This is a genomic window from Arthrobacter sp. NPDC056886 (assembly GCF_042788715.1).
In the GTDB taxonomy this organism is placed as follows: Bacteria; Actinomycetota; Actinomycetes; order Actinomycetales; family Micrococcaceae; genus Arthrobacter.
Map to the genome: position 1 here is coordinate 1 of NZ_JBHUBT010000007.1, position 21,649 is coordinate 21,649.

Annotated in this window: 17 protein-coding genes and 2 pseudogenes; 8 read left to right on the forward strand and 11 right to left on the reverse strand. The window is 64.2% G+C overall.

Annotated features, from left to right (window positions below):
* The 6 genes and pseudogenes from ACFRJ8_RS12885 to ACFRJ8_RS12910 all read right to left on the reverse strand — a co-directional run.
* Positions 1–96, reverse strand: a pseudogene (locus ACFRJ8_RS12885) (catalase); the annotation flags it as partial.
* 34 nt (positions 97–130) lie between these two features.
* Positions 131–1,012, reverse strand: a complete 882-nt coding sequence (fdhD, locus tag ACFRJ8_RS12890; RefSeq protein WP_377986558.1) for a formate dehydrogenase accessory sulfurtransferase FdhD — start codon at positions 1,010–1,012, stop codon at positions 131–133.
* Entirely contained in the window at positions 1,000–2,316 is a 1,317-nt protein-coding gene (locus ACFRJ8_RS12895) for a molybdopterin molybdotransferase MoeA (protein ID WP_377986559.1), read from the reverse strand. The genes fdhD and ACFRJ8_RS12895 overlap by 13 nt, the downstream gene beginning before the upstream one ends.
* Positions 2,317–2,379: 63 nt before the next feature.
* On the reverse strand, positions 2,380–2,967 hold the full coding sequence (folE, locus tag ACFRJ8_RS12900) for a GTP cyclohydrolase I FolE (RefSeq protein WP_377986818.1): 588 nt from the start codon (positions 2,965–2,967) through the stop codon (positions 2,380–2,382).
* A gap of 8 nt (positions 2,968–2,975) precedes the next feature.
* Positions 2,976–5,303, reverse strand: coding sequence for an FdhF/YdeP family oxidoreductase (locus ACFRJ8_RS12905; protein WP_377986560.1), 2,328 nt, complete (start codon positions 5,301–5,303; stop codon positions 2,976–2,978).
* Positions 5,304–5,315: 12 nt separating this feature from the next.
* The gene (locus tag ACFRJ8_RS12910; protein ID WP_377986561.1) at positions 5,316–6,185 is read right to left on the reverse strand and encodes a methylenetetrahydrofolate reductase; all 870 of its coding nucleotides are present in this window, start codon (positions 6,183–6,185) and stop codon (positions 5,316–5,318) included.
* Positions 6,186–6,360: 175 nt separating this feature from the next.
* On the opposite strand from ACFRJ8_RS12910, the gene ACFRJ8_RS12915 reads away from it, so the two are divergent.
* Complete coding sequence (locus ACFRJ8_RS12915; protein ID WP_377986562.1) at positions 6,361–7,056, forward strand: GntR family transcriptional regulator; 696 nt, start codon at positions 6,361–6,363, stop codon at positions 7,054–7,056.
* Here the strand turns inward: ACFRJ8_RS12915 and ACFRJ8_RS12920 are convergent.
* The 5 genes and pseudogenes from ACFRJ8_RS12920 to purU all read right to left on the reverse strand — a co-directional run bounded on the left by ACFRJ8_RS12920 (position 7,040) and on the right by purU (position 12,738).
* A pseudogene (locus ACFRJ8_RS12920) lies at positions 7,040–7,467 on the reverse strand (chorismate-binding protein). The gene ACFRJ8_RS12915 and the pseudogene ACFRJ8_RS12920 sit on opposite strands and share 17 nt — an antisense overlap.
* A gap of 144 nt (positions 7,468–7,611) precedes the next feature.
* Positions 7,612–8,487: a bifunctional 5,10-methylenetetrahydrofolate dehydrogenase/5,10-methenyltetrahydrofolate cyclohydrolase gene (locus ACFRJ8_RS12925; RefSeq protein WP_377986563.1), complete on the reverse strand. Its 876-nt coding sequence runs from the start codon at positions 8,485–8,487 to the stop codon at positions 7,612–7,614.
* The gene (locus ACFRJ8_RS12930; protein WP_377986564.1) at positions 8,484–9,110 is read right to left on the reverse strand and encodes a cyclodeaminase/cyclohydrolase family protein; all 627 of its coding nucleotides are present in this window, start codon (positions 9,108–9,110) and stop codon (positions 8,484–8,486) included. The genes ACFRJ8_RS12925 and ACFRJ8_RS12930 overlap by 4 nt, the downstream gene beginning before the upstream one ends.
* 129 nt (positions 9,111–9,239) lie before the next feature.
* Positions 9,240–11,732 (reverse strand): FAD-dependent oxidoreductase, encoded by a 2,493-nt coding sequence (locus ACFRJ8_RS12935; protein ID WP_377986565.1) that lies wholly within the window; start codon positions 11,730–11,732, stop codon positions 9,240–9,242.
* Positions 11,733–11,823: 91 nt separating this feature from the next.
* On the reverse strand, positions 11,824–12,738 hold the full coding sequence (gene purU, locus ACFRJ8_RS12940; RefSeq protein ID WP_377986566.1) for a formyltetrahydrofolate deformylase: 915 nt from the start codon (positions 12,736–12,738) through the stop codon (positions 11,824–11,826).
* A gap of 120 nt (positions 12,739–12,858) precedes the next feature.
* On the opposite strand from purU, the gene ACFRJ8_RS12945 reads away from it, so the two are divergent.
* The 7 genes from ACFRJ8_RS12945 (at position 12,859) to ACFRJ8_RS12975 (ending at position 21,646) form a co-directional block, all read left to right on the forward strand.
* Positions 12,859–13,539, forward strand: a complete 681-nt coding sequence (locus ACFRJ8_RS12945) for a GntR family transcriptional regulator (RefSeq protein ID WP_377986567.1) — start codon at positions 12,859–12,861, stop codon at positions 13,537–13,539.
* A 205-nt stretch (positions 13,540–13,744) separates the two neighbouring features.
* A complete protein-coding gene (gene glyA / locus ACFRJ8_RS12950; RefSeq protein ID WP_377986819.1) occupies positions 13,745–15,043 on the forward strand; it encodes a serine hydroxymethyltransferase in 1,299 nt (432 codons plus the stop codon).
* A complete protein-coding gene (locus ACFRJ8_RS12955; RefSeq protein ID WP_377986568.1) occupies positions 15,043–16,263 on the forward strand; it encodes a sarcosine oxidase subunit beta family protein in 1,221 nt (406 codons plus the stop codon). The genes glyA and ACFRJ8_RS12955 overlap by 1 nt, the downstream gene beginning before the upstream one ends.
* A 29-nt stretch (positions 16,264–16,292) precedes the next feature.
* Positions 16,293–16,700, forward strand: coding sequence for a sarcosine oxidase subunit delta (locus ACFRJ8_RS12960; protein WP_377986569.1), 408 nt, complete (start codon positions 16,293–16,295; stop codon positions 16,698–16,700).
* Positions 16,697–19,645 (forward strand): sarcosine oxidase subunit alpha family protein, encoded by a 2,949-nt coding sequence (locus ACFRJ8_RS12965; RefSeq protein ID WP_377986570.1) that lies wholly within the window; start codon positions 16,697–16,699, stop codon positions 19,643–19,645. The genes ACFRJ8_RS12960 and ACFRJ8_RS12965 overlap by 4 nt, the downstream gene beginning before the upstream one ends.
* Positions 19,638–20,273: a sarcosine oxidase subunit gamma gene (locus ACFRJ8_RS12970; protein ID WP_377986571.1), complete on the forward strand. Its 636-nt coding sequence runs from the start codon at positions 19,638–19,640 to the stop codon at positions 20,271–20,273. The genes ACFRJ8_RS12965 and ACFRJ8_RS12970 overlap by 8 nt, the downstream gene beginning before the upstream one ends.
* Positions 20,273–21,646 carry an L-serine ammonia-lyase gene (locus ACFRJ8_RS12975; protein ID WP_377986572.1) on the forward strand — a complete coding sequence of 458 codons (1,374 nt, stop codon included), beginning with the start codon at positions 20,273–20,275 and terminating at the stop codon, positions 21,644–21,646. The genes ACFRJ8_RS12970 and ACFRJ8_RS12975 overlap by 1 nt, the downstream gene beginning before the upstream one ends.
* Positions 21,647–21,649 lie beyond the last annotated feature (3 nt).

Consider the following 21,649-nt stretch of genomic DNA (forward strand, 5'->3'; position numbering starts at 1 on the left):
CATCTTGTCCGGGGAAGCGGCGATGCCGGGCACGAAGTTCGACGGCGCGAAGGTGGCCTGCTCGATCTGCGCGAAGTAGTTCTCCGGGTTCCTGGAGATGGGGTCTGCGCTAAGGCCGGCGAGGACAACATCAAAGCCGGGCATAGTTCTCCTCACGGCTCGCCTTACGCGGAGGGGCCAACCGCTCGCGTCCGGTGTAGACATTCAGGCTGTGTCCCCGGCTGAACCCCACCAACGTCACTCCGGTCTCAGCAGCCAGGTCAACGGCAAGACTTGAAGGTGCGCTCACCGCTGCCAGGGCGGGAATGCCGGCCAGCGCTGCCTTCTGAACAAGCTCGAAAGAAGCCCGTCCAGAGACTTGGAGTACGGTGCCGGTCAGCGGCAACAGGTCTTGGCGCAGAGCCCACCCCACCACCTTATCGACAGCGTTGTGGCGGCCTACGTCCTCCCGAAGACAAAGCAGCTCCGGGCTCGGACCATCCACCCTAAACAGGCCCGCTGCATGAACACCTCCGGTCTTCTCGAACAGAGCTTGGGCCCCGCGAAGCCGCTCCGGCAGTTCGGCGAGTACATCCAAGGGAATCTCCAGCTCGTCCTGGGAAGGGTCGAAATGGAGTGTCTTGCGGACGGCTTCGATCGAGTCAGTCCCGCAGATGCCGCAGGAGCTTGAGGTGTAAACGTGGCGCATGGTGTCCGGCATGACCACATCCGGCCGCAGTTGTGCCTCGATCACGTTGAACGTCTGTGTGCCTCCGGTGTCTCCGGCACAGAAGCGAAGCGAGACGAGCTCGGACTGACTTCTGATGATGCCTTCGGAAACAAGGAACCCCGCTACCAGGTCAAAATCGTCTCCTGGGGTCCTCATGGTGACAGCGAAGGACTTGCCGCCGATGCGGATTTCCAGTGGCTCCTCGGCGGCCAGTACGTCTTCCTTGAACCGTATTGGGTATTCGGTGCCTGAACCGTCGATACGAAAGCGATGAATCTTCCTACGCTGCGTCATTCGTGCCATGCGATGCTCCGTACTCGAGACTTTATGGAAGCGATGTTCTCGTTCGACTGTGTCCAGGGCAGCGGGAGCACCGGAGTGGGCTCACCGGACAGGACGCCCTCGGGGGGAACGGCCATGACGCCGTCCGCCCAGGCAAGACCACGCATCATGCCCGGTCCTGTATGTGAGGCAGGAAATGCCAGTCCGTGGCTAAACGTGCAGGGGATGAGGCGCGTACGCCCCGGGGAGGGATCAACGTCAGCGCCCGAAATCACATGTCCAACTGCGCTCATGGACTTGTTTCCGAGCGCTGCCAGAAGCGGCTCTGCGAGCGTGGTTAGCGCCATCATTGCAGCGAGGGGGTTTCCGGGAAGGCCGAGGAGGAACCGACCGTCGGGGAGTTCGGCCAGGACAGCGGGGTGGCCAGGGCGCATGGCGACGCCGTCCAGCAACAGCCGGCCGCCCAGCGCGGCCACGGCGGCGCGGAAATGGTCTGTGCCGGAACGGCCGGTTCCCCCGGTCGTTATGGTTACATCCGGTCGCTGTCCGGTGAGAGATCCAGAATCTCCGAGGGCCGAGAGCCAGTCGTGGTAGGAGTCGCCAATGCGGAAGGGGCTGCCGGGCGTGGCTCCGAGAAGGGAAATGACCGACTCAAGTTGCGGACCGAACGTGTCCCTGACCTGTCCCGGGGCCGGAAGGCCGGAGGTGACCACCTCAGAACCAGTCAGAACGATCGCTACCATCGGCCTTCCTTGGACCCGCAGTTCGTCGTGGCCGGCTACGGCAGCGAGGGCAATGTGGGCGGGGTTCAGTAATGTACCCGCTGGGATCAACACCTCACCCGCCGTCGCCTCTTCACCCGCATGGCGGATGTGCTGACCGGGCAGTGGCTCGCCGTGCTTCGCGTGGTGGTTGAGCGTCAGCACTAGCTCGCCTTCCGCGTTGTGGGTGAGCCGGCCACTTTCCGTGCGCAGTATCGAGTTGGCGCCCGGCGGTACCAGTCCACCGGTGGCAATGGTGCTGGCTTCGTCGGGTGCCAATGTGCGTCCCTGCTGGGAAAGGCGCCAGGGACCGGGGCCATTGACGGCCCAACCGTCCATCGCCGAGGAAGCGTAGTGGGGAATGTTCTGCCGCGCGATGACGTCGCGGGTCAGTGTTCGGCCTGGTGCTGAAGCGAGCGGGACGCTCACGGGTGGGAGTGCTGATGCGCAATTAAAGGCAATCTGGCGGGCTTCGGACCAGGTTGGGGCTGGCCTTCCGGCATGCTGGCGGATAGGGGGTGACGCGGAAGCGCGACCGTCTGTGGCGATTTCACGAGCTGGCATCGCGGGCCTTTCTGACTGTCTGATGCGCTGGGGGAGTGCGGTACATCGTGTGTCCGGAGATTCTTAGCGCCCGTGTATCAGGCTGAGCGCCTCAGCCCGGGCCGCCGGCAGACGGAGCTCCCCGCGGACGGCTGAAGTGATGGTCTTGGCCCCGGGCTTGCGGACACCGCGCATCGACATGCAGAGGTGCTCGCACTCAACTACCACAATGGCCCCCAGGGGCCGCAGAGAACTGACCAGCGCATCAACCACCTGGGTTGTCAGCCGTTCCTGGACCTGGGGCCTGCGTGCAAAGACATCGACGAGCCGGGCCAGCTTGCTCAATCCCGTGACCAGACCCTCAGCCGATGGGATGTATCCAACGTGGGCTACGCCGTGGAACGGCACCAGGTGGTGCTCGCAGGTGGAGTAGAAGGGGATGTCCTTGACGATGACCATTTCTCCGTGCCCAAGGTCAAAGGTCTTATCCAGCACGACCAGGGGGTCCTCATGAAGCCCGCCAAATATCTCCGCAGCCGCGCGGGCTACCCGCGCGGGCGTATCCACGAGCCCTGGCCTGTCCGGGTCCTCTCCGATCGCAAGTAGATATTCGCGGACGGCCAGTTCAACCCGCGGCCCGTCCACACGTGTGGAGGCTGTCGCCGTCATCATGTCGGCGCTCACGCTTCGGCCCGTTCCAGCCGCACGATGACGGATTTGGATGTCGGCGTGCCGCTGGTGTCGGCTACCGAATCGAGCGGGACGAGCACGTTGGTCTCCGGGTAGTAGGCTGCCGCACAGCCCTTCGGGGTCGAGTACGAAACGATCCGGAAGTTGTCCGCCCGCCGCTCTGTCCCGCGGAACTCGGAAATCAGATGAACCATGTCACCGTCCTTAAAGCCGAGCTCAGCGATGTCAGCCTCGTTGACTAGAACCACCCGACGCCCACCGTGGATACCGCGGTATCGGTCATCCTTGCCATAGATGGTGGTGTTGTACTGGTCATGGGAGCGAAGTGTTTGAAGGACCAGCCGCCCCTCGGGGATCTTGATGAATTCCAGCTCATTGCCGGTGAAGTGGGCCTTGCCCGACGCGGTCGCGAACTGTCTGGCGTCCCGCGGAGGGTGGGGGAGGACAAAGCCGCCCGGGTGCTGGATCCGCTCCTCGAAATTTTCGAAGCCGTCGATGACCGCCTCGATGTGTGTCCGGACCAGGGAATAGTCGTCTTTCAGCGAGAGCCAGGCAGCTTTAGGCGTGTTGGGCAGTGGGAGGTTGTCACTGTCGGTGAAGAGCTTATGGGCGAGGTTGCACACTATGGCCACTTCTGAGTGGAGGTGCTCGCTTGCCGGCTTAATGCGTCCACGGGACGCATGGACGGCGCTCATGGAGTCTTCCACCGTCACTCTCTGGTCGCCGGTGCGCTGCGCGTCCTTTTCGGTCCGACCCAGCGTCGGGAGGATCAGCGCGCGTCGGCCCGTGGACACGTGGGAATGGTTCAGCTTCGTGGAGATCTGTACCGTCAGGTCTGTGTTGGCCAATGCCCGCTCCGTGACCTCGGAATCCGGGGCCGCCCGGACGAAGTTTCCACCCATTCCAATGAAGACGCGGACTTTGCCGTCCCGCATGGCGCGAATCGCCGCAACGGTGTCGTAGCCGTGCTTGCGAGGGGAAAGGAACTCGAACTCCTGGTCCAGCCTGTCGTGGAACGCCTCTGGCATCTTTTCGAAGATGCCCATGGTGCGGTCGCCCTGGACGTTCGAGTGGCCGCGGACGGGGCATACTCCTGCTCCGGACTTACCGATGTTGCCTTGGAGAAGCAGCACGTTAACGACGTCCCGGAGCGTGGGAACTGAGTGTTTGTGCTGGGTTAGGCCCATGGCCCAGCAGACGATGGTGGCATTGGAGGCCAGCAGGCGTTCGCCCGTGGTCTTGATCTGCTCCAAGCTCAGGCCCGTGGCTTCGACTATTTCACTCCACTGGACCTTTTCGAGGTGCCGCAGGTATTCGTTGATGCCCACGGTGTGGTTATTGATGAATTCGTGGTCCAGGACCGTAGCCAGTCCCGGGGTCTTCCTCCCCTGGGCCTCCGCCTCGAGGAGGTATTTGCCAAGCCCCTGGAAGAGGGCCTGGTCTCCGCCGGCCCGGATCTGCAGGAAGTCGTCGGTCAGTTGCGTGCCCACCAGCGTTCCGGAGATCGTCTGTGGATTCTCGAACCGGAGGAGCCCGGCCTCGGGAAGTGGGTTGACGGAGATGATGACGGCGCCGTTCTTCTTCGCTTTTTCCAGGGCGCTGAGCATGCGCGGGTGGTTAGTACCTGGGTTCTGCCCGGCAACGAAGATCAGCGAGGCTGTCTCCAGGTCGACGAGGCTGACCGAGCCCTTGCCGATGCCGATGGTTTCAACGAGGGCTGAACCCGTGGACTCGTGGCACATGTTGGAGCAATCGGGGAGATTATTCGTGCCCAGTCCCCGCACGAGGAGCTGGTAGAGGAAAGCGGCTTCATTCGAGGTCCGCCCGGAAGTGTAAAAAACTGCCTGGTCGGGATGGTCCATTTCTTTCATCTCCTGGGCGATCAGCTCATAGGCTGCGTCCCATTCGATGGGTGTGTAGTGCGTGGCTCCCTCGGCCAAAAGCATCGGGTGGGTCAGCCGGCCCTGCTGACCCAGCCAGTAGTCGTCCCGCGTTTTCAGGTCCTCGATGGAGTGTCTGGCGAAGAACTCGGGGGTGACGCGGCGGCGGGTGCCCTCCTCGGCCACTGCCTTCGCGCCATTTTCGCAGAACTCGGCCGCGTTGCGCTTTTCGTGTTCGGGCCACGCACAGCCCATGCAGTCGAACCCGTCGAGCTGGTTGACTGCCAGCAGCGTTTGGACACTGCGCAGCGGACCCATCTGCTCGAGGGAGATCTTCAGCGAGTTCACCACCGCGGGGATTCCGACGGCCTTGGTCTTGGGTTTGGTGACGGTCAGCTTTGACTCGTCGATGTTATGTAGGGGGGCTTTTGAAGCCATGTGATCTTCCCTTCAGATCTTGGCAGGAAACAGGGGGAGGGCGGCGACACTTTGGGGCAAAGTGCTCTGCCGCTGCGTCGGCAGGCTGGCCAAGAGGCGAGGAAGGCGCACCAGGTCGTTGAAGGTGTAAACGTGGAACCCGGCAAAGAGCGGATCCCCGCCCAGCTCGTGGTGAACTTGGCGGATCAGCTGGGCACTGTCGTAGTTAAAGTCGCCGCCTCGCCAGAGGGCCCCCGCCATTCCTGTCCCCCGGGCAAGCCTTAGCGAGCGGCCTACGCCGAGGCGGGCTCCCATCGATACCAGCTTCTTGATGGAGACCGGACCCGGGACGCCGACCCACACGGGAAGGTTGACGTCCCTTTCGCGGATCATCCGGAGGTATCGGCTGATTGCCGGCGCGGAAAAGCACATCTGAGTAACCAGTGAGGAGGCCATTGGTGCCTTGGCCTGGAGGCTGCCCATGAGCTGTTCCTGGCTCAGCTCGGGGTGGCCTTCGGGGTATCCAGCAATGCCCAAGGAGAACTCAGGCGAGTACGCCGTGATTGCCTCCAAGAGTTGTCCGCTCCATGAGTAGGGACCAGCAGGCGTGCGCCGGTCACCGGCAACGACAAACAGCTCGGAGACACCCGCGCCCTGCAACTGCCGCAACAGGGCATGCAGCTCGGCCTGGCTGGTAATGCTACGGGCGGCGAGATGGGGAACTGTGTGGTAGCCCAGTCGCGCGAGATTTGCGGATGCTTCTACGGTCCTTGCGGGGCCGTGATGCGGAAGGCAGGTCACACTGACGGAACCCGGCGTGTCGAAGGCCAGGGGGAGTTGGGTGAACAGATCGGCAGACGGCACAACTTCCAGCCACACCCTTGCAGCAGCTTCCTTGCTCATTGCGCTCCGTTCTTTGGCCAACCCATGCACTGCCCGTGGGGAGGGCGGCATCCATTCGGCAGCCGGGGAAAATTGACATTTCTATGCTCATATAGTGATATATCAGTTCTAGGAATACTATGTACATGGAGCCTTCACGTCAAGGCTCAGTCGTACGTCGGGAGGGGACTTGGAAATGGCAACTGGTGGCGAATTACCGGTGGAGGCGGGGGGATCGTACCTGCCGGGGAGGCAGGAGGACGAGTCCTTCGCCGACTTCGCCTATAGGGTCTTGTGCGACGAATTGATCGTTCTGGACATCAAACCTGGTGAACCCCTCAACGATGAAGTCATTTCCAGGCGCCTCGGTGTTGGCAGAACGCCGATCCGGGAAGCCATGAAGCGGCTTGAGAGCGACCATTTGGTGGTGGCCTATCCCCGGCGGGGAACATTCGCCGCTGGCGTGGATATAACTGATCTGGCTGAAATCTCCGAGATACGCCAGCTCTTGGAGCCTGCAGCAGCGGCGCGCGCTGCGCGGATGGCGTCGCCGCAGCTTCGGCGGGAGCTTCGGGACTTTGCCCGGGAAGTCGGGCAGCTTCTGCCGGTGATGCACTCGCAACGGGATCTCATGCGCCTGGACATGCGGGTCCACCGGATGATCTACCGGTCCACTGGAAGTCGGCACCTTGAAGAAGTCCTGATTCGATACGACAACCTGGCAACGCGGATTTGGAGCCTGGTGCTGGAAAAGCTTCCGCCAGTGTCGGAGCATATTGCCCAGCATATTGAGCTTCTCGAATGCATCGCGGACGGGGACTCCGAGGCAGCTGCACGGCTGACCACCCAGCACGTCGCCGACTTCGAGAACCTGATCAGGGCCGTCCTGTAATCCATCTGGTCTGAAACGCACGGCATGAGCTCAACCAGGAAAAGACGCGCCTAGAAAGCCAAGGATAGCCCTTGGCTTTGGTGTGGATCTCTGCCAGCTCGTCGTCCGGGTCGGAATCGGCTGTGATCGCCCCACCGATACCCACGGACAGCCGCTGCCGTTCCGCAGGAGGGGTGTGGACGACGGCGCTGCGAATGGTGACCGAAAGGTCTGCGGCGCCGTTGGGGGAAAATAGCCAACCACACCTGAATAAGGTCCGCGCGGTTGGGATTCCACTTCGTCGAGGACGTCCATGCTGCTGATTTTGGGTGCCCCGGTCATGGAGCCGGGAGGGTAGGCAGGCCGCCACAACAGCCGTCCTTGATCGGTCGCGGGCAATTTCGGGGCATTCGCCGAGCGTGTGCAGCACATCCCGGTCGGTTTGAGTTCGCACCGTGCAGAAGGAACCCGGCACCCGTTCGAGCGCGGAAACGAAGGCTAGCCCATCAGGGGTATCCATGCCTTCGACGGCCACGACAACGGATTCCAGGTGCTGGCAGGTGGGCCTGCCGTGGATCATCCGGCAGTTCCAGGGACCAAGGTACGCAACTGTTTCCGCGCGGCCTCGGTTGTGTGCAGGAGAAGCAGGGATGTGGTGACGGAGCCGACGCCGCCGGGGACAGGTGTCAGTGCCGCGGCAACGCCGCGGACGCTGGCTTCGTCGACATCCCCCACAAGGGAGCCGTCGGGAAGGACGTTGGTGCCGACGTCGATCACTACGGCAGCGGAAGAAACGTGGTCGCCGTTCAGCAGGCCGGTGCGCCCGGCAGCGACCACCACGACGTCGGCGGTCTTGGTGTATTTCTCCAGCGGACCTGACTTGGAGTGGCAGACCGTAATGGCGGCGTCGCGTTCCAGCAGCAGCAGGGACAATGGCTTTCCCACGACGGCGGACCGGCCAATGACGACGACGCTCCGGCCTGCGAGTGGGACGTCGAAGTGGTCAAGGATCTCGATTACGGCCCGGGCCGTGGCAGGTGCGAAGGCGGGCTGGCCGACAGCCAGTCGGCCAAGACTCAGCGGGTTCGCGCCATCGATGTCCTTATCCGGGGCAATGTGACCGACCAGCTCATCCGTCTGGACGCCGGGAGGCAGAGGCGTCTGGAGGATGATGCCGTTCACTGAAGCATCTGCGCTGAGGTCCTTCAGTGCAGCGGCCAGGACCTCCCCGGTAGCATCGTGGCCAAGGTCCATAATCCGGCAACTGATCCCGGCCCTTTCCGCGGCCCGTTGGATGGACCGGACATACCAGTGCGTGGAGCCGTCGTCGGTGGCCACAACCACTGCGAGCGTTGGGTGTAGCCCGTCGGCCTCGAGGCCCCGGGCCTCATCGTGGGCTTTCTGCTGAATAGTCTTCGCCAGTGTTTTTCCGGACAGGAGTAAGGTGCTCAACCGAGAATCCTTTCGCGCACGCGCCGTACGAGGGAGTCCGCTGCCAGGATGACCTTTTCCTCAACGCCGTCGGTCTGGTCAGCCAGCCGTGAACGGGCCGCGGCGTCTTTGATGGCCACCACGTTAATGTCGATGTTCACCCGGGCGGTGGTGGCGGCTGCGCGGGCTGCGTCGGCGGCTGCAGCGATGTCGCTGATCACATTGGCGTTCGCGACCTCGAAAAGTTCCGTGGCAAGATCCACGACGACGCCGGCGAACTTGATGAGCTGTGCGGGGGGTTGCGCGGCCAGGATGAGGGCTTCCTGGATGGCTGCCGTTCGTGCGGCCCTGAGATCTTCCGTTCCGGACGGAAGTTTGTACGAATCGATGACGCCTTGGAAAGCAACTTGGTCGGCGTCGGTCAGGCGCAGGGCCTCGACTACCAGCCCGTCGGCGGCGCTGATGATCCTTTGAACGAGCTCGGCGTGCTGCTCGTATTTCGCACCGGTGGTGTATCTGGCAACCATGGCGACGAGCGCCGCCCCCTGAGCGGCGTGGAGGGCCGCGGCGGCGCCGCCGCCTGGGGTGGGTTCGCGGGAGGCAAGGCGGGCGAGGTATTCGGTGACTGTTTCTGAACTGATCATGTGTCTTCCTGGGCTGAAGCTCGAGTCGACTGGGCGGGGTATGGGACGAGCCGTGGAAGAGCGGCGGCCCGGACTCTGGTTCGAGGGCATGAGTCCGAGCCGCGTGCTCTTTGTTGGTCCGGCGCGTGGTTAGCCGCGGAGCCTGGTCATCGTGGGGTCGTAAAGCGGATCTGCCGTGACTGTGGCCTGGATGCGCCGTCCGAAGTACTCGATCTCGACTGAGTCACCAACGGAGACAGCGGCCGGGAGGTACGCGTAGGCGATCGGCTTGGCGACGGTGTAGCCGTAGGCGGCACTGGTGACATAGCCGACCGCCTGGTCTTTGTAGAACACCGGTTCCTTGCCCAGCACGATGCTGCGGCCGTCGTCGACCGTCAGGCAGCGCAGGCGGCGGGCGGAGCTTTCCTCGGTGCGGCCTTCCAGAGCCGCCTTTCCGACGAAGTTTTCCTTGGTCATCTTGACGGCGAATCCGAGGCCGGCTTCCAGGGGGTCGTGCTCGGTGGTCATGTCAGTGCCCCACGAGCGGTAACCCTTTTCGAGACGCAGCGAGCTAAAGGCGGCCCGGCCCGCGGCGATAACGCCGTGAGGCTGACCGGCCTTCCACAGGGCATCCCAGAGGCGCTGTCCATTGTCCGCACTGGTGTAGAGCTCCCAGCCCAGCTCGCCGACGTAGGACAGCCGCATCGCGGTGACGGTGATGCCGCCGATGACCACCTTTTTGGCACGGAAGTAACGGAGGCCGTCGTTGGAGAAATCGTCGCTGCTCACGGTGCTGATAAGGTCCCGCGCCAGGGGGCCCCACAGGCCGATGCAGCAGGTGCCGCCTGTCGTGTCGCGCACCTGCACCCAGTCGCTGGCGGTTCCGCTTTCCGTCTGGTGGCGTGCGGCCCGCTCGAAGTAGGCGGTATCGATGTTTCCGTTGGCTCCGAGCTGGAAGGTGTCTTCGCTCAGACGGGCAACGGTGATGTCGCTTCGGATGCCGCCGGCGTGGTCCAGCAGGAGGGTGTAGGTGACTGCGCCGGGCTTCTTTGTCATGTCCGCGGTGGTGAGTTCCTGCAGCAGCTTCAATGCTCCCGGACCGGAGACCTCGAGGCGCTTGAGCGGAGTCATGTCGTACATGGCCACTGCCGTGCGGGTCTTCCAAGCTTCCGCGGCGGCGATGGGCGAGCTGAACATCCCCGACCAGGCATCACGGGCCGGGGGCTGCCATTGCGCCGGCATCTCCTTCAGCAGTTCCGCGTTGGCTTCGAACCAGTAGGGGCGTTCCCATCCGCCGCCCTCCAGGAAGAATCCTCCCAACGCCTTGTGGCGGGCGTAAAAGGGGCTGACTCGGAGGTTGCGGGGGGAGAGCTTGGACTGGAGCGGGTGGAGGACGTCGTAGATTTCAACGAAATTCTGCTGTGACGTTTCGCTGACGTATTCCGGGGTCAGCTGGACCTCTTCAAAGCGGTGGATATCGCAATCACCAAGATCGATCTCGGACCTGCCGGTGGTCAGCAGTTCGGCAACGGCGCGGGCGATACCGGCTGAGTGGGTCACCCAGACGGCTTCGGCGACGAAGAAGCCGTCCAACTCCTTGGACTCGCCCACCAGGGATCCGCCGTCGGGGGTGAAGGAGAAGATGCCGTTGAAGCCGTCCTCGATGTCGCTTTCCCGCAGCGCGGGCAGCATGCGCTTGGTGGCTTCCCATGCCGGGAGGAAGTCTTCCAGGGTGAAATCGAGCCGGGAGGGCATGTTGTGTTCGCTGATCGCGGCCGGCTCGTAGGTGGCCAGGTCCGCAAGGTCCACGGGCATGGGGCGGTGGGCGTAGGAGCCGATGCCGTAGCGCTCGCCGTGCTCGCGGTAGTAAAGGTCCTGGTCCTGGTGTCGCAGGATGGGCAAGGAGGCGCCGTTGGGCAGGTCGTTCTTGCCCTTCAATGCCGGTACAGGTGTGGTCTTGACGTACTGGTGGGCCAGGGGCAGAAGGGGGACGGACATGCCGATCATTTCGCCGATCTTGGCCCCCCAGAAGCCTGCGCAGGAAACCACGATGTCCGCGGGGACAAGACCTTCGGACGTCTGGACGCCCGTGACGCGCCGGCCGGACTGTTCAATACCCGTGACCGTGGTGTTGCCCCGGTACTTGACGCCCGCGGCTTCCGTACGCTTGATCAGCAGCTGAACGGCGCGGGCGGCGTTGGCTAGGCCGTCGCTGGGGACATGGAGCCCGCCCAGGATGTCTTCTTCGTTCAGGAGCGGGTAGAGCTCCATGCACTCTTCACGCGAAAGGATCTTGCCGCTAATTCCCCACGCTGCGGCGTATCCGAGCTTCCGCTTCAGGTCCGCGAGACGGGTCTCGGTGGTGGCGACCTCGAGGCCGCCGACCTGGTTGAAGCAGTTGACGCCGTCCTCGGTTAAGGACAGAAGCTTCTCCACCGTGTACTTGGCGAAGAGCGCCATGGACTTTGAGGGGTTGGTCTGGAAGACGAGACCGGGGGCGTGGGACGTGGAGCCCCCGGGCATGTTCAGCGGTCCCTGGTCCAGGACGGTGATGTTGTTCCAACCCCGGGTGACCAGTTCGTCGGCCAGGTTCGTGCCGACGATTCCAGCTCCAATAATGACGATGCTTGGCGTCGATGCCATGTGGTTTCTCCTGCTGAGTTTCGTGTGTCTTCGTTGCCGGTTTGATGGTCGTGCCTAGCGGAACACGACGGTGCTGGTTCGGTGGTCGTGTTTAACGGAACACGACAGTGCTGGTTTGGTCCAGCAGCACACGGTGTTCGCAGTGCCACCGCACGGCGCGGGACAGTGCCAATGCCTCGGCGTCCCGTCCGACTGTTGAAAGTGCGGTCGGTCCGTAGCTGTGGTCGACCCTGATGACTTCCTGTTCGATGATTGGCCCCTCATCCAGTTCCGCGGTTACGTAGTGGGCCGTGGCGCCCACCAGCTTGACTCCACGGTCGTAGGCCTGGTGGTAAGGGCGCGCACCCTTGAACCCAGGGAGGAAGGAGTGGTGGATGTTGATAGCCCGGCCTTCCAAAGAGCGGCAGAGGTCGTCGGACAGCACCTGCATGTACCGGGCGAGCACGACGAGGTCGATGTCATGCTCATCCACCAGTTCCAGGAGGCGCCGTTCCGCATCTGACTTTGTCTCAGGGGTCACCGGGAGATAGATGAAGGGGAGGCCCGCGGCCTCGGCCATGGCCCGGTGGGTTTCATGGTTGGAAACGATAAGGGCGATGTCACCCCCGAGGCTTCCGCCCCGCCAGCGGAAGAGCAGGTCGTTAAGGCAGTGGCCGAACTTGGACACCATCACGAGGACGCGTTGCTTGGTCTGGTCATAGAAGCTGAATTTCATATCGAACCGGTCAGCGATCGAACGGAATTCCTCCTGGAGCCTCTCCGGGGTGTGGTCCGCCGAGCCGGAGAAGGCGGTCCGCAGATGCAGCGTCTGGCGGAGGCCGTCGTCGAACTGCTGGTGTTCGTCGATATTGAAGCCACGCTCAAAAAGAAAGGTAGTGACCGCTTGGACGATGCCCGCGCGTTCGCCGCACGACAGTGTGAGCACGAATTTCTGCGTTTGGTCTGCCACGCGAGCCTCTGACTGAGTCAGCGTGCTGGTAGATGAGTCTGTCGCCACTAGGGTCATGTCTCCTCCTTAGATATATTTCAAGATTCACAACTGATATATTAGCGTGGCATTCAGCGTATACTGGTCACTGGGTGAGGTCAATAGCCTTCTTGGCTTGAATGAAAAGGGGACCACGTTATGGCTTTTGAAGTTCTGGCTATCGCTGACGATGCGGCAAAGAGGTCGTTGGCTGACGTGGCCTACGAGCGCATCCGGGACAGGCTGCTGATGCTTGACATCAAGCCCGGCGATCTCCTCAATGACGACGACCTCGCCAAGGACCTCGGCGTCGGGCGGACTCCGGTACGTGAAGCCTTGAAGCGGCTGGAGCTCGATCGCCTGGTAGTTTCCTATCCGCGAAGGGGAACTTTCGCGACGCGAGTGGAGGTCACCGACCTTGCATTCATTTCCGAAATACGCACCCAGCTCGAACCCCTCGCCGCCTCCCGGGCTGCGCGCGTGGCGACGGAATCGATGAGGGAACGACTGCGGGGTGTTCTGCGCGCCGTCGAGTCTTTCGACACCAGTACGGCATCCGTGGTCGAAACCCTGCGGCTGGATGCTCAGGTGCACCAAGGCATTTATGCCGCCGCCGGCAATCCCCACCTCGAGGACGTTCTGATTCGCTACGACAATCTCGCGATACGAATCTGGTGCATGGTCCTGGATCGCCTTCCAGACCTTTCGCGCCACGTGCATGAGCACGTGGACCTTCTCCGTGCGGTTATCGACGGCGATGAAACCCAGGCAGCGGAGCTCGCGCGCATCCACGTTAGCGGCTTCGAGCACGCTGTACGCGAAGCTCTTTTCGCCACCTAAGCAAGTTCTCCAGCGGCCTGGACCTGAAGCGCAGCCCCCCGGGCTGCGCTTCAGGCGTCTCAGGCCCCTTGGTCCGTCCGCGGCCCTTGGCTCAGCCGGCCAAACCGGCCGGAAAATCTGTTGACACCCACCGGGGTGGATAGCATACTTGAACCACGAAACTAATATATCAACAGGATATTAGATAGCAGACTTAGGAGAAATGATGGTCGACGTTCTGACCCGCTCGCTCGCAGAGACCGATCCGCTGATCCACGCCGCTATACAGCAGGAGCTGGTGCGCCAGCAGGGCACGCTGGAGATGATCGCCTCCGAAAACTTTGCGCCGACTGCCGTCATGGAATCGCAGGGTTCGGTACTGACCAACAAGTACGCCGAGGGCTACCCCGGCAAGCGCTATTATGGCGGCTGCGAGCACGTCGACGTCGTGGAGCAGTTGGCCATCGACCGCCTCAAATCACTCTTCGGTTCCGAATTCGCTAACGTCCAGCCCCACTCCGGCGCTCAGGCCAATGCAGCGGCGATGTTCGCCCTCATCCAGCCCGGTGACACCATCCTGGGGCTGAATCTCGCGCATGGCGGCCATCTAACCCATGGCATGCGCATCAACTTTTCCGGCAAGCTTTACAAGGTTGTCCCTTATGGCGTTCGCGAAGACACCATGCAGATCGACATGGCCGAGGTGGAGCGCCTCGCCGTTGAGAACAAGCCCCGTCTGATCGTGGCCGGCTGGTCCGCCTACTCGCGGCAGCTTGACTTCGCGGAATTCCGCCGGATCGCGGACCTGGTCGGCGCGTACCTGATGGTGGACATGGCGCATTTCGCCGGTCTGGTGGCAGCCGGGCTGCACCCGAACCCGGTGCCGCACGCCCACATCGTCACGAGCACCACGCACAAGACCCTTGGCGGCCCTCGTGGTGGTGTGATCCTGACAAATGACGCCGACATCGCCAAGAAGGTTAACTCCGCGGTTTTCCCCGGCCAGCAGGGTGGACCGCTGGAACATGTGATCGCGGCGAAGGCTGTCGCTTTCAAACTCGCGGCGGAGCCCGAATTCCGGGAACGCCAGGAACGCACCCTGGAAGGTGCCCGCATCATCGCCGAACGCCTGCTGACGGCAGACGTCGCCGCATCCGGCGCGACTGTAGTCAGCGGCGGCACCGACGTGCACCTGGTCCTGGTGGACCTGCGAAACTCGGACCTCGACGGCCAGCAGGGCGAAGACCGCCTGCACCGGATCGGCATCACGGTTAACCGCAATGCCGTCCCGTTTGACCCCCGCCCGCCCATGGTCTCTTCCGGTCTTCGGATCGGCACCCCGGCCCTTGCCACGCGTGGCTTTGGCAAAGCCGAGTTCACCGAAGTGGCCGACATTATTGCCGCAGCCCTCAAACGCGAGTTCAGCGAGGAGACGGCAGCCGAACTTCGGCAACGGGTTGAAAACCTGGCAGATAAGTTCCCCCTTTACCCGAACCTCTCCGGTGACAAGAACGGGGCAGCATAATGAGCACGGAACAGCTGCCGGAGCACCCGGACTTCCTTTGGCGCAACCCGGACCCCAAGTCCTCCTACGACGCCGTGATTGTGGGCGGCGGCGGTCACGGACTGGCGACGGCGTATTACCTGGCCAAGAACCACGGGATGACCAACATCGCCATCCTGGAAAAAGGCTGGCTGGCCGGCGGCAACATGGCCCGCAACACCACCATCATCCGCTCCAATTACCTCTGGGACGAGAGCGCGGCGATCTACGAGCACGCCCTGAAGCTGTGGGAGATCCTGCCGGAAGAACTGGAATACGACTTCCTGTTCAGCCAGCGCGGGGTCATGAACCTGGCCCATACCCTCGGCGACGTCCGTGAAAGCGTCCGCCGCGTCGGAGCCAACAAACTCAACGGCGTCGACGCCGAGTGGCTGGACCCGCAGCAGGTCAAGGAACTCTGCCCCATCCTGAACATCAATGACAACATCCGCTACCCGGTGATGGGTGCCACCTACCAGCCGCGCGCCGGCATCGCCAAGCACGACCACGTCGCGTGGGCGTTCGCCCGCAAATGCGATGAGCTCGGCGTGGACATCATCCAGAACTGCGAAGTCACCGGCTTCGTCAAGGACGGAAACAAGGTGGTGGGGGTCAAGACCAACCGCGGCACCATCAACACCGAAAAGGTGGGCCTCTGCGCCGCAGGGCACAGCTCGGTGCTCGCGGAAATGGCCGGGTTCCGGCTTCCCATCCAGTCCCACCCCCTCCAGGCACTGGTGTCGGAGCTCCACGAGCCGGTCCACCCCACCGTGGTCATGTCCAACCACGTCCACGTCTACGTCTCCCAGGCGCACAAGGGCGAACTGGTCATGGGTGCCGGCGTGGACTCGTACAACGGCTACGGCCAGCGCGGATCATTCCACGTGATCGAGCACCAGATGGCAGCCGCCGTCGAACTCTTCCCGATCTTCGCCAGGGCCCACGTGCTCCGGACCTGGGGCGGGATCGTGGACACCACCCTGGATGCCTCCCCGATCGTGGGCACCTCCCCGGTGGAGAACATGTTCGTCAACTGCGGCTGGGGAACCGGCGGGTTCAAGGGCACACCGGCGGCCGGGCTGACGTTCGCGCACACGATCGCCACCGGCACCCCGCACGAGCTGAACAAGCCCTTTGCGCTGGAGCGCTTCGAAACCGGCGCCCTGATCGACGAACACGGCGCCGCCGCCGTTGCCCACTAAAAACTTGCCCACTAGAAAGAGGTAAGGACATGCTCCTGATTTCCTGCCCCAGCTGCGGTCCCCGCGACGAGACCGAATTCCACTACGGCGGCCAGGCCCACGTGCCCTACCCGGAAAACCCGGCAGAGCTCACGGACCGTGAATGGGCCGAGTACCTGTTCTACCGCGACAACACCAAAGGCGCCTTCGCCGAGCGCTGGCTACACAGCACCGGCTGCCGGCAATGGTTCAACATGCTCCGCGACACCGTCACCTACGACATCCAGGCCGTCTACCCGATGGGGACGCCCCGGCCTGCAACTGCCATTCCTCCGGCTGCCGAAGCCGGAACTGCCAGCCTCGCCGCGGACAGCACCACCACTGGCAGCGCCGCACCCAGCATCGCCGCAACCAGCACAGCCTCCAGCACCACCGCCCCGGAAGGAGCAACCAAGTGACTTCCCAGAACGCCCGCCTCGACGCCGGCGGACGCATCGACCGCACCGTCTCCTGGCGCTTCACACTGGACGGCGAGGAATTCACGGGACACCCCGGCGACACCCTCGCCTCGGCCCTGCTCGCCAACGGCCGGATCACCGCCGGCAACTCGCTCTACGAGGACCGCCCCCGCGGCATCATGTCCGCCGGCGTGGAGGAATCCAACGCGCTGGTCAAGGTCGCCGCCCGCTTCCCGGGCCACGTGGCCGAGTCCATGCTCCCCGCCACCACGGTGTCCCTCGTGGACGGCCTCAGCGCCGAATACCTCAACGGACTGGGAAAGCTGGACCCGGACGAGGACCGCGCCGAATACGACAAGAAGTACGTCCACACCGATGTCCTGGTCATCGGCGGTGGACCCGCCGGCCTGGCCGCCGCCCGCGAAGCGGTCCGCACCGGCGCCCGCGTGATCCTGATGGATGACCAGCCCGAACTGGGCGGATCGCTCCTGTCCGGACCCACTGCACCAGGACTGGCTGAGTCCATCGAGGGCAAGCCTGCCCTGGAATGGGTGGCGGACGTCGAAGCCGAACTCGTCTCGGGCGCCGAGTCCACCGTCCTGAACCGCACCACCGCGTTCGGCGCCTACGACGCCAACTACGTCATCGCCGTCCAGAACCGCACCGACCACCTCTCCACCCCGGCCGCCCCCGGCGTATCCCGGCAGCGGATCTGGCACGTGCGCGCAAAGCAGGTGGTGCTGGCTCCCGGCGCCCACGAACGGCCGCTGGTCTTCGAGAACAACGACCGACCGGGCATCATGCTCGCCTCCGCGGTGCGCAGCTACCTCAACCGCTACGGCGTTGCCGCGGGGCAGCGCGCTGTCATCGGCACTACCAATGACAGCGCCTACGCCCTCGCCGCGGACCTCCGCGCCGCCGGCGTCAAGGTCGCAGCCGTCGTGGACGCGCGCGCCAAGCTCACGGACGTCGCCGCAGCCGCCGTCGAAGCCGGCACCCGGGTGCTGATCGGCAGCGCCGTTGCCAACACCACCGCCTCGCACTCCGCCGACGGCCGGGTTGAGAGCGTCACCGTCCGCAGCATCAACGACGACGGCGAACTCACGTCCGGCGTCGAAGAGATTCCCTGCGATCTGCTGGCAGTTTCCGGTGGCTGGAGCCCGCTGGTCCACCTCCACTCCCAGCGGCAGGGCAAGCTGCGCTGGGACGAGGACCTGGCAGCGTTTGTGCCGAGCACCGTCGTTCCCAACCAGCAGAGCATCGGCTCCGGCCGCGGCAGCTTCGAACTCGCCGACTGCCTGGCCGAGGGCGTCTCCGCCGGAGCGTCGGCCGCCATCGCCGCCGGCTTCAAGTCCGTTACGCAGCCGTCCGCCATCGGCGAACCGAAGGCGTCGGGACCGACCCGCCAGCTGTGGCTGGTCCCCGGCCAGGCCGGGACACCGGATGACTGGCACCACCACTTCGTGGATTTCCAGCGGGACCAGTCCGTGGCCGACGTGCTGCGGTCCACCGGGGCCGGTATGCGGTCCGTGGAGCACATCAAGCGCTACACCTCGATCAGCACCGCCAACGACCAGGGCAAGACCTCCGGGGTGAACGCGATCGGCGTGATCGCCGCCGCTCTCCGGACAGCCGGTGAAGCGTCCCGCGGGATCGGCGACATCGGCACCACCACCTACAGGGCACCCTTCACCCCGGTGGCGTTCGCGGCACTCGCCGGTCGCCAGCGCGGAGAACTCTTCGACCCCGCCCGCGTCACCTCGATCAACCCGTGGCACGTGGCACAAGGTGCATTGTTCGAAGACGTGGGCCAGTGGAAGCGGCCCTGGTACTACCCGCAGGACGGCGAGGACATGGACACCGCCGTGCTCCGCGAGTGCGCCGCCGTCCGCGAGTCCGTGGGTTTCATGGACGCCACCACCCTCGGCAAGATCGAAATCCGCGGCAAGGACGCCGGTGAATTCCTCAACCGGATCTACACCAACGCGTTCAAGAAGCTGGCCCCCGGTTCCGCCCGCTACGGCGTGATGTGCATGGCGGACGGCATGATTTTCGACGACGGCGTCACGCTCCGCCTCGACGAGGACCGGTTCTTCATGACCACCACCACCGGCGGCGCCGCGAAGGTCCTGGACTGGCTGGAGGAATGGCTGCAGACCGAGTGGCCGGAGCTGGACGTGCACTGCACGTCCGTGACCGAACAATGGACCACCATCGCCGTCGTCGGGCCCAAATCCCGTGCGGTCATCGCCAAGGTGGCACCCGAACTCGCCGCGGGCGGCGGGCTGGACGCGGAAGCCTTTCCGTTCATGACGTTCCGCGAAACCACCCTGGCCTCCGGCGTGCAGGTGCGGATCTGCAGGATCTCGTTCTCCGGCGAACTGGCCTACGAAATCAACGTGCCGTCCTGGTACGGGCTGAACACCTGGGAAGCCGTGGCCGCCGCCGGGGCTGAATACAACATCACCCCGTACGGCACAGAAACCATGCACGTGCTCCGGGCCGAAAAGGGCTACCCGATCGTCGGCCAGGACACCGACGGCACCGTCTCCCCGCAGGACGCCGGGATGGAATGGGTGGTGTCCAAGGCCAAGGACTTCATCGGCAAGCGCTCCTACGCCCGGGCCGACGCCCGGCGCGAGGACCGCAAGCACCTGGTCAGCGTCCTCCCCGTGGACGGGACGCTGCGGCTGCCGGAAGGCACCCAGCTGGTGGAAAAGGGCATCACCGTCAACCCCGCCGACGGGCCCGTCCCGATGCAGGGCTTCGTGACCTCGAGCTACCACAGCGCGGCGCTGGGCCGGTCGTTCGCCCTGGCGCTGATCAAGAACGGCCGCAACCGCATCGGTGAAACCCTGGTGGCCGCTGCCGGGGACCAGCTGGTTGATGTTGTCGTTGCCGAAACCGTACTTTTTGACCCCGAAGGGACCCGCAAAGATGGCTAACACAGCAGCACTCAATGGCATCAATGGACTCCGGGGAATCCGCCGCAGCCCCGCCTCCCACCTGGCCGCCGCACTGGAAGCCGGCTCTATCCAAGGAAAAGTGGTCCTGAGCGAGGGCCCGTTCCAGACCATGGCGGGCGTCCGCGTGGACCCCCGCTCCGAGGAAGGCTCACGGATCGCCGCCGTGGCGGGCAGCCTGCCGGCCCGCTGCGGCGAGGTGGGCGGCGGCAACGGCGTCAGCGTCCTCTGGCTGGGACCGTCCGAGTTCCTGGTGGTCGCACCGGAAAATGCCCACGATTCCCTGGGTGGAGACCTCATCGGGTCCCTCGTGGAGGCGCTGGGCAACGCCCCGGGCCAGGTCGTGGACCTGTCCGCCAACCGCACCACGTTGGAGCTCACCGGACCGCGCGCCCGCGCGGTCCTGGAGAAGGGGTGCGCCCTTGACCTGCACCCCCGCAGCTTCACCCCGGGAACGGCCCTGAACACCGAGGTGGGCAACATCCCGGTGGTCCTCCAGAAGACCGGGGACGAAAGCTTCCGGCTCTTCCCCCGTGCCTCGTTCGCCGAGTTCCTGGGCCGGTGGCTTCTGGACGCAATGAGGGAGTTCGCTTCCCCTGAGGTGCCCTGATGGCCCTTAGCGTCCTTGACCTCTTCTCGGTTGGCATCGGGCCGTCGTCGTCACACACGGTCGGCCCGATGCGGGCGGCCAAACTGTTCGCCGACGGGCTCAAGGGCAGCGGGCTCCTGAGCTCCACCACGAGGGTGCAGGCCGAACTGTTCGGCTCGCTCGGTGCCACCGGCCGGGGCCACGGATCGGACAAGGCGGTGGTACTGGGCCTGCAAGGCCTGGACCCGGAAACCGTGGACACCTCCACGGCCGACGACCAGGTGGCGGCCGCCGCGCTCGATGCCGAACTCGTCATCGGCGGGCACCACCGGGTGGACTTCAACTGGGACGAGGATGTGGTGCTGCACCGCCGCAAGTCCCTGCCCGCCCACCCCAACGGAATGACGTTCCGGGCCCTGGACCACACCGGTGCCGTACTCAACGAACGGAGCTACTACTCCATTGGCGGCGGCTTTGTGGTGGACGGCGACGCGGACGCCGACGACCGCGTGGTGGCCGACACCACTGTGCTGCCGTACCCGTTCACAACAGCCGACGAGCTCCTGGAAATCTGCCGGCGCGAAGGAATGGGCATCTCCGACGTCATGCTGGCCAACGAGCTCACCTGGCGCAGCGAAGCGGACCTCCGCGAAAAGCTGCTGGCGCTCTGGGCCGTAATGCGCGAATGCGTGGACAATGGCTGCGCCGCCGACGGGATCCTTCCCGGCGGACTGAATGTCAGGCGGCGCGCACCGTCGTTATTCCAGACCCTGACCGCAGACACGGGCGTTACCGACCCCCTGCGGGCGATGGAGTGGGTGAACCTCTTTGCGTTGGCCGTCAACGAGGAAAACGCCGCCGGCGGGCGCATCGTCACTGCCCCCACCAACGGCGCAGCGGGAATCGTCCCCGCCGTCCTGCACTACTACGTCAAGTTTGTGCCCGGAGCCGACGACGACGGCGTGGTCCGCTTCCTGCTGACCGCGGCCGCCGTCGGAATCCTGTTCAAGATCAATGCCTCCATCTCCGGCGCCGAAGTAGGCTGCCAGGGCGAGGTGGGCTCAGCCTGCTCGATGGCAGCCGCTGGCCTGTGCGAGGTACTCGGCGGGACGCCTGAACAGGTGGAAAACGCCGCAGAAGTCGGTATCGAACACAACCTCGGCCTGACCTGCGACCCGGTGGGCGGCCTGGTGCAGATTCCCTGCATCGAACGGAATGCCATTGCCAGCGTCAAAGCCATCAACGCCGCGCGGCTGTCCCTGCACGGGGACGGCTCGCACAAGGTATCGCTCGACAAAGCCATCAAGACGATGAAGGAAACCGGCGCGGACATGAAAAGCAAATACAAAGAAACCTCCCGCGGGGGGCTTGCGGTCAACGTCATCGAGTGCTGACCC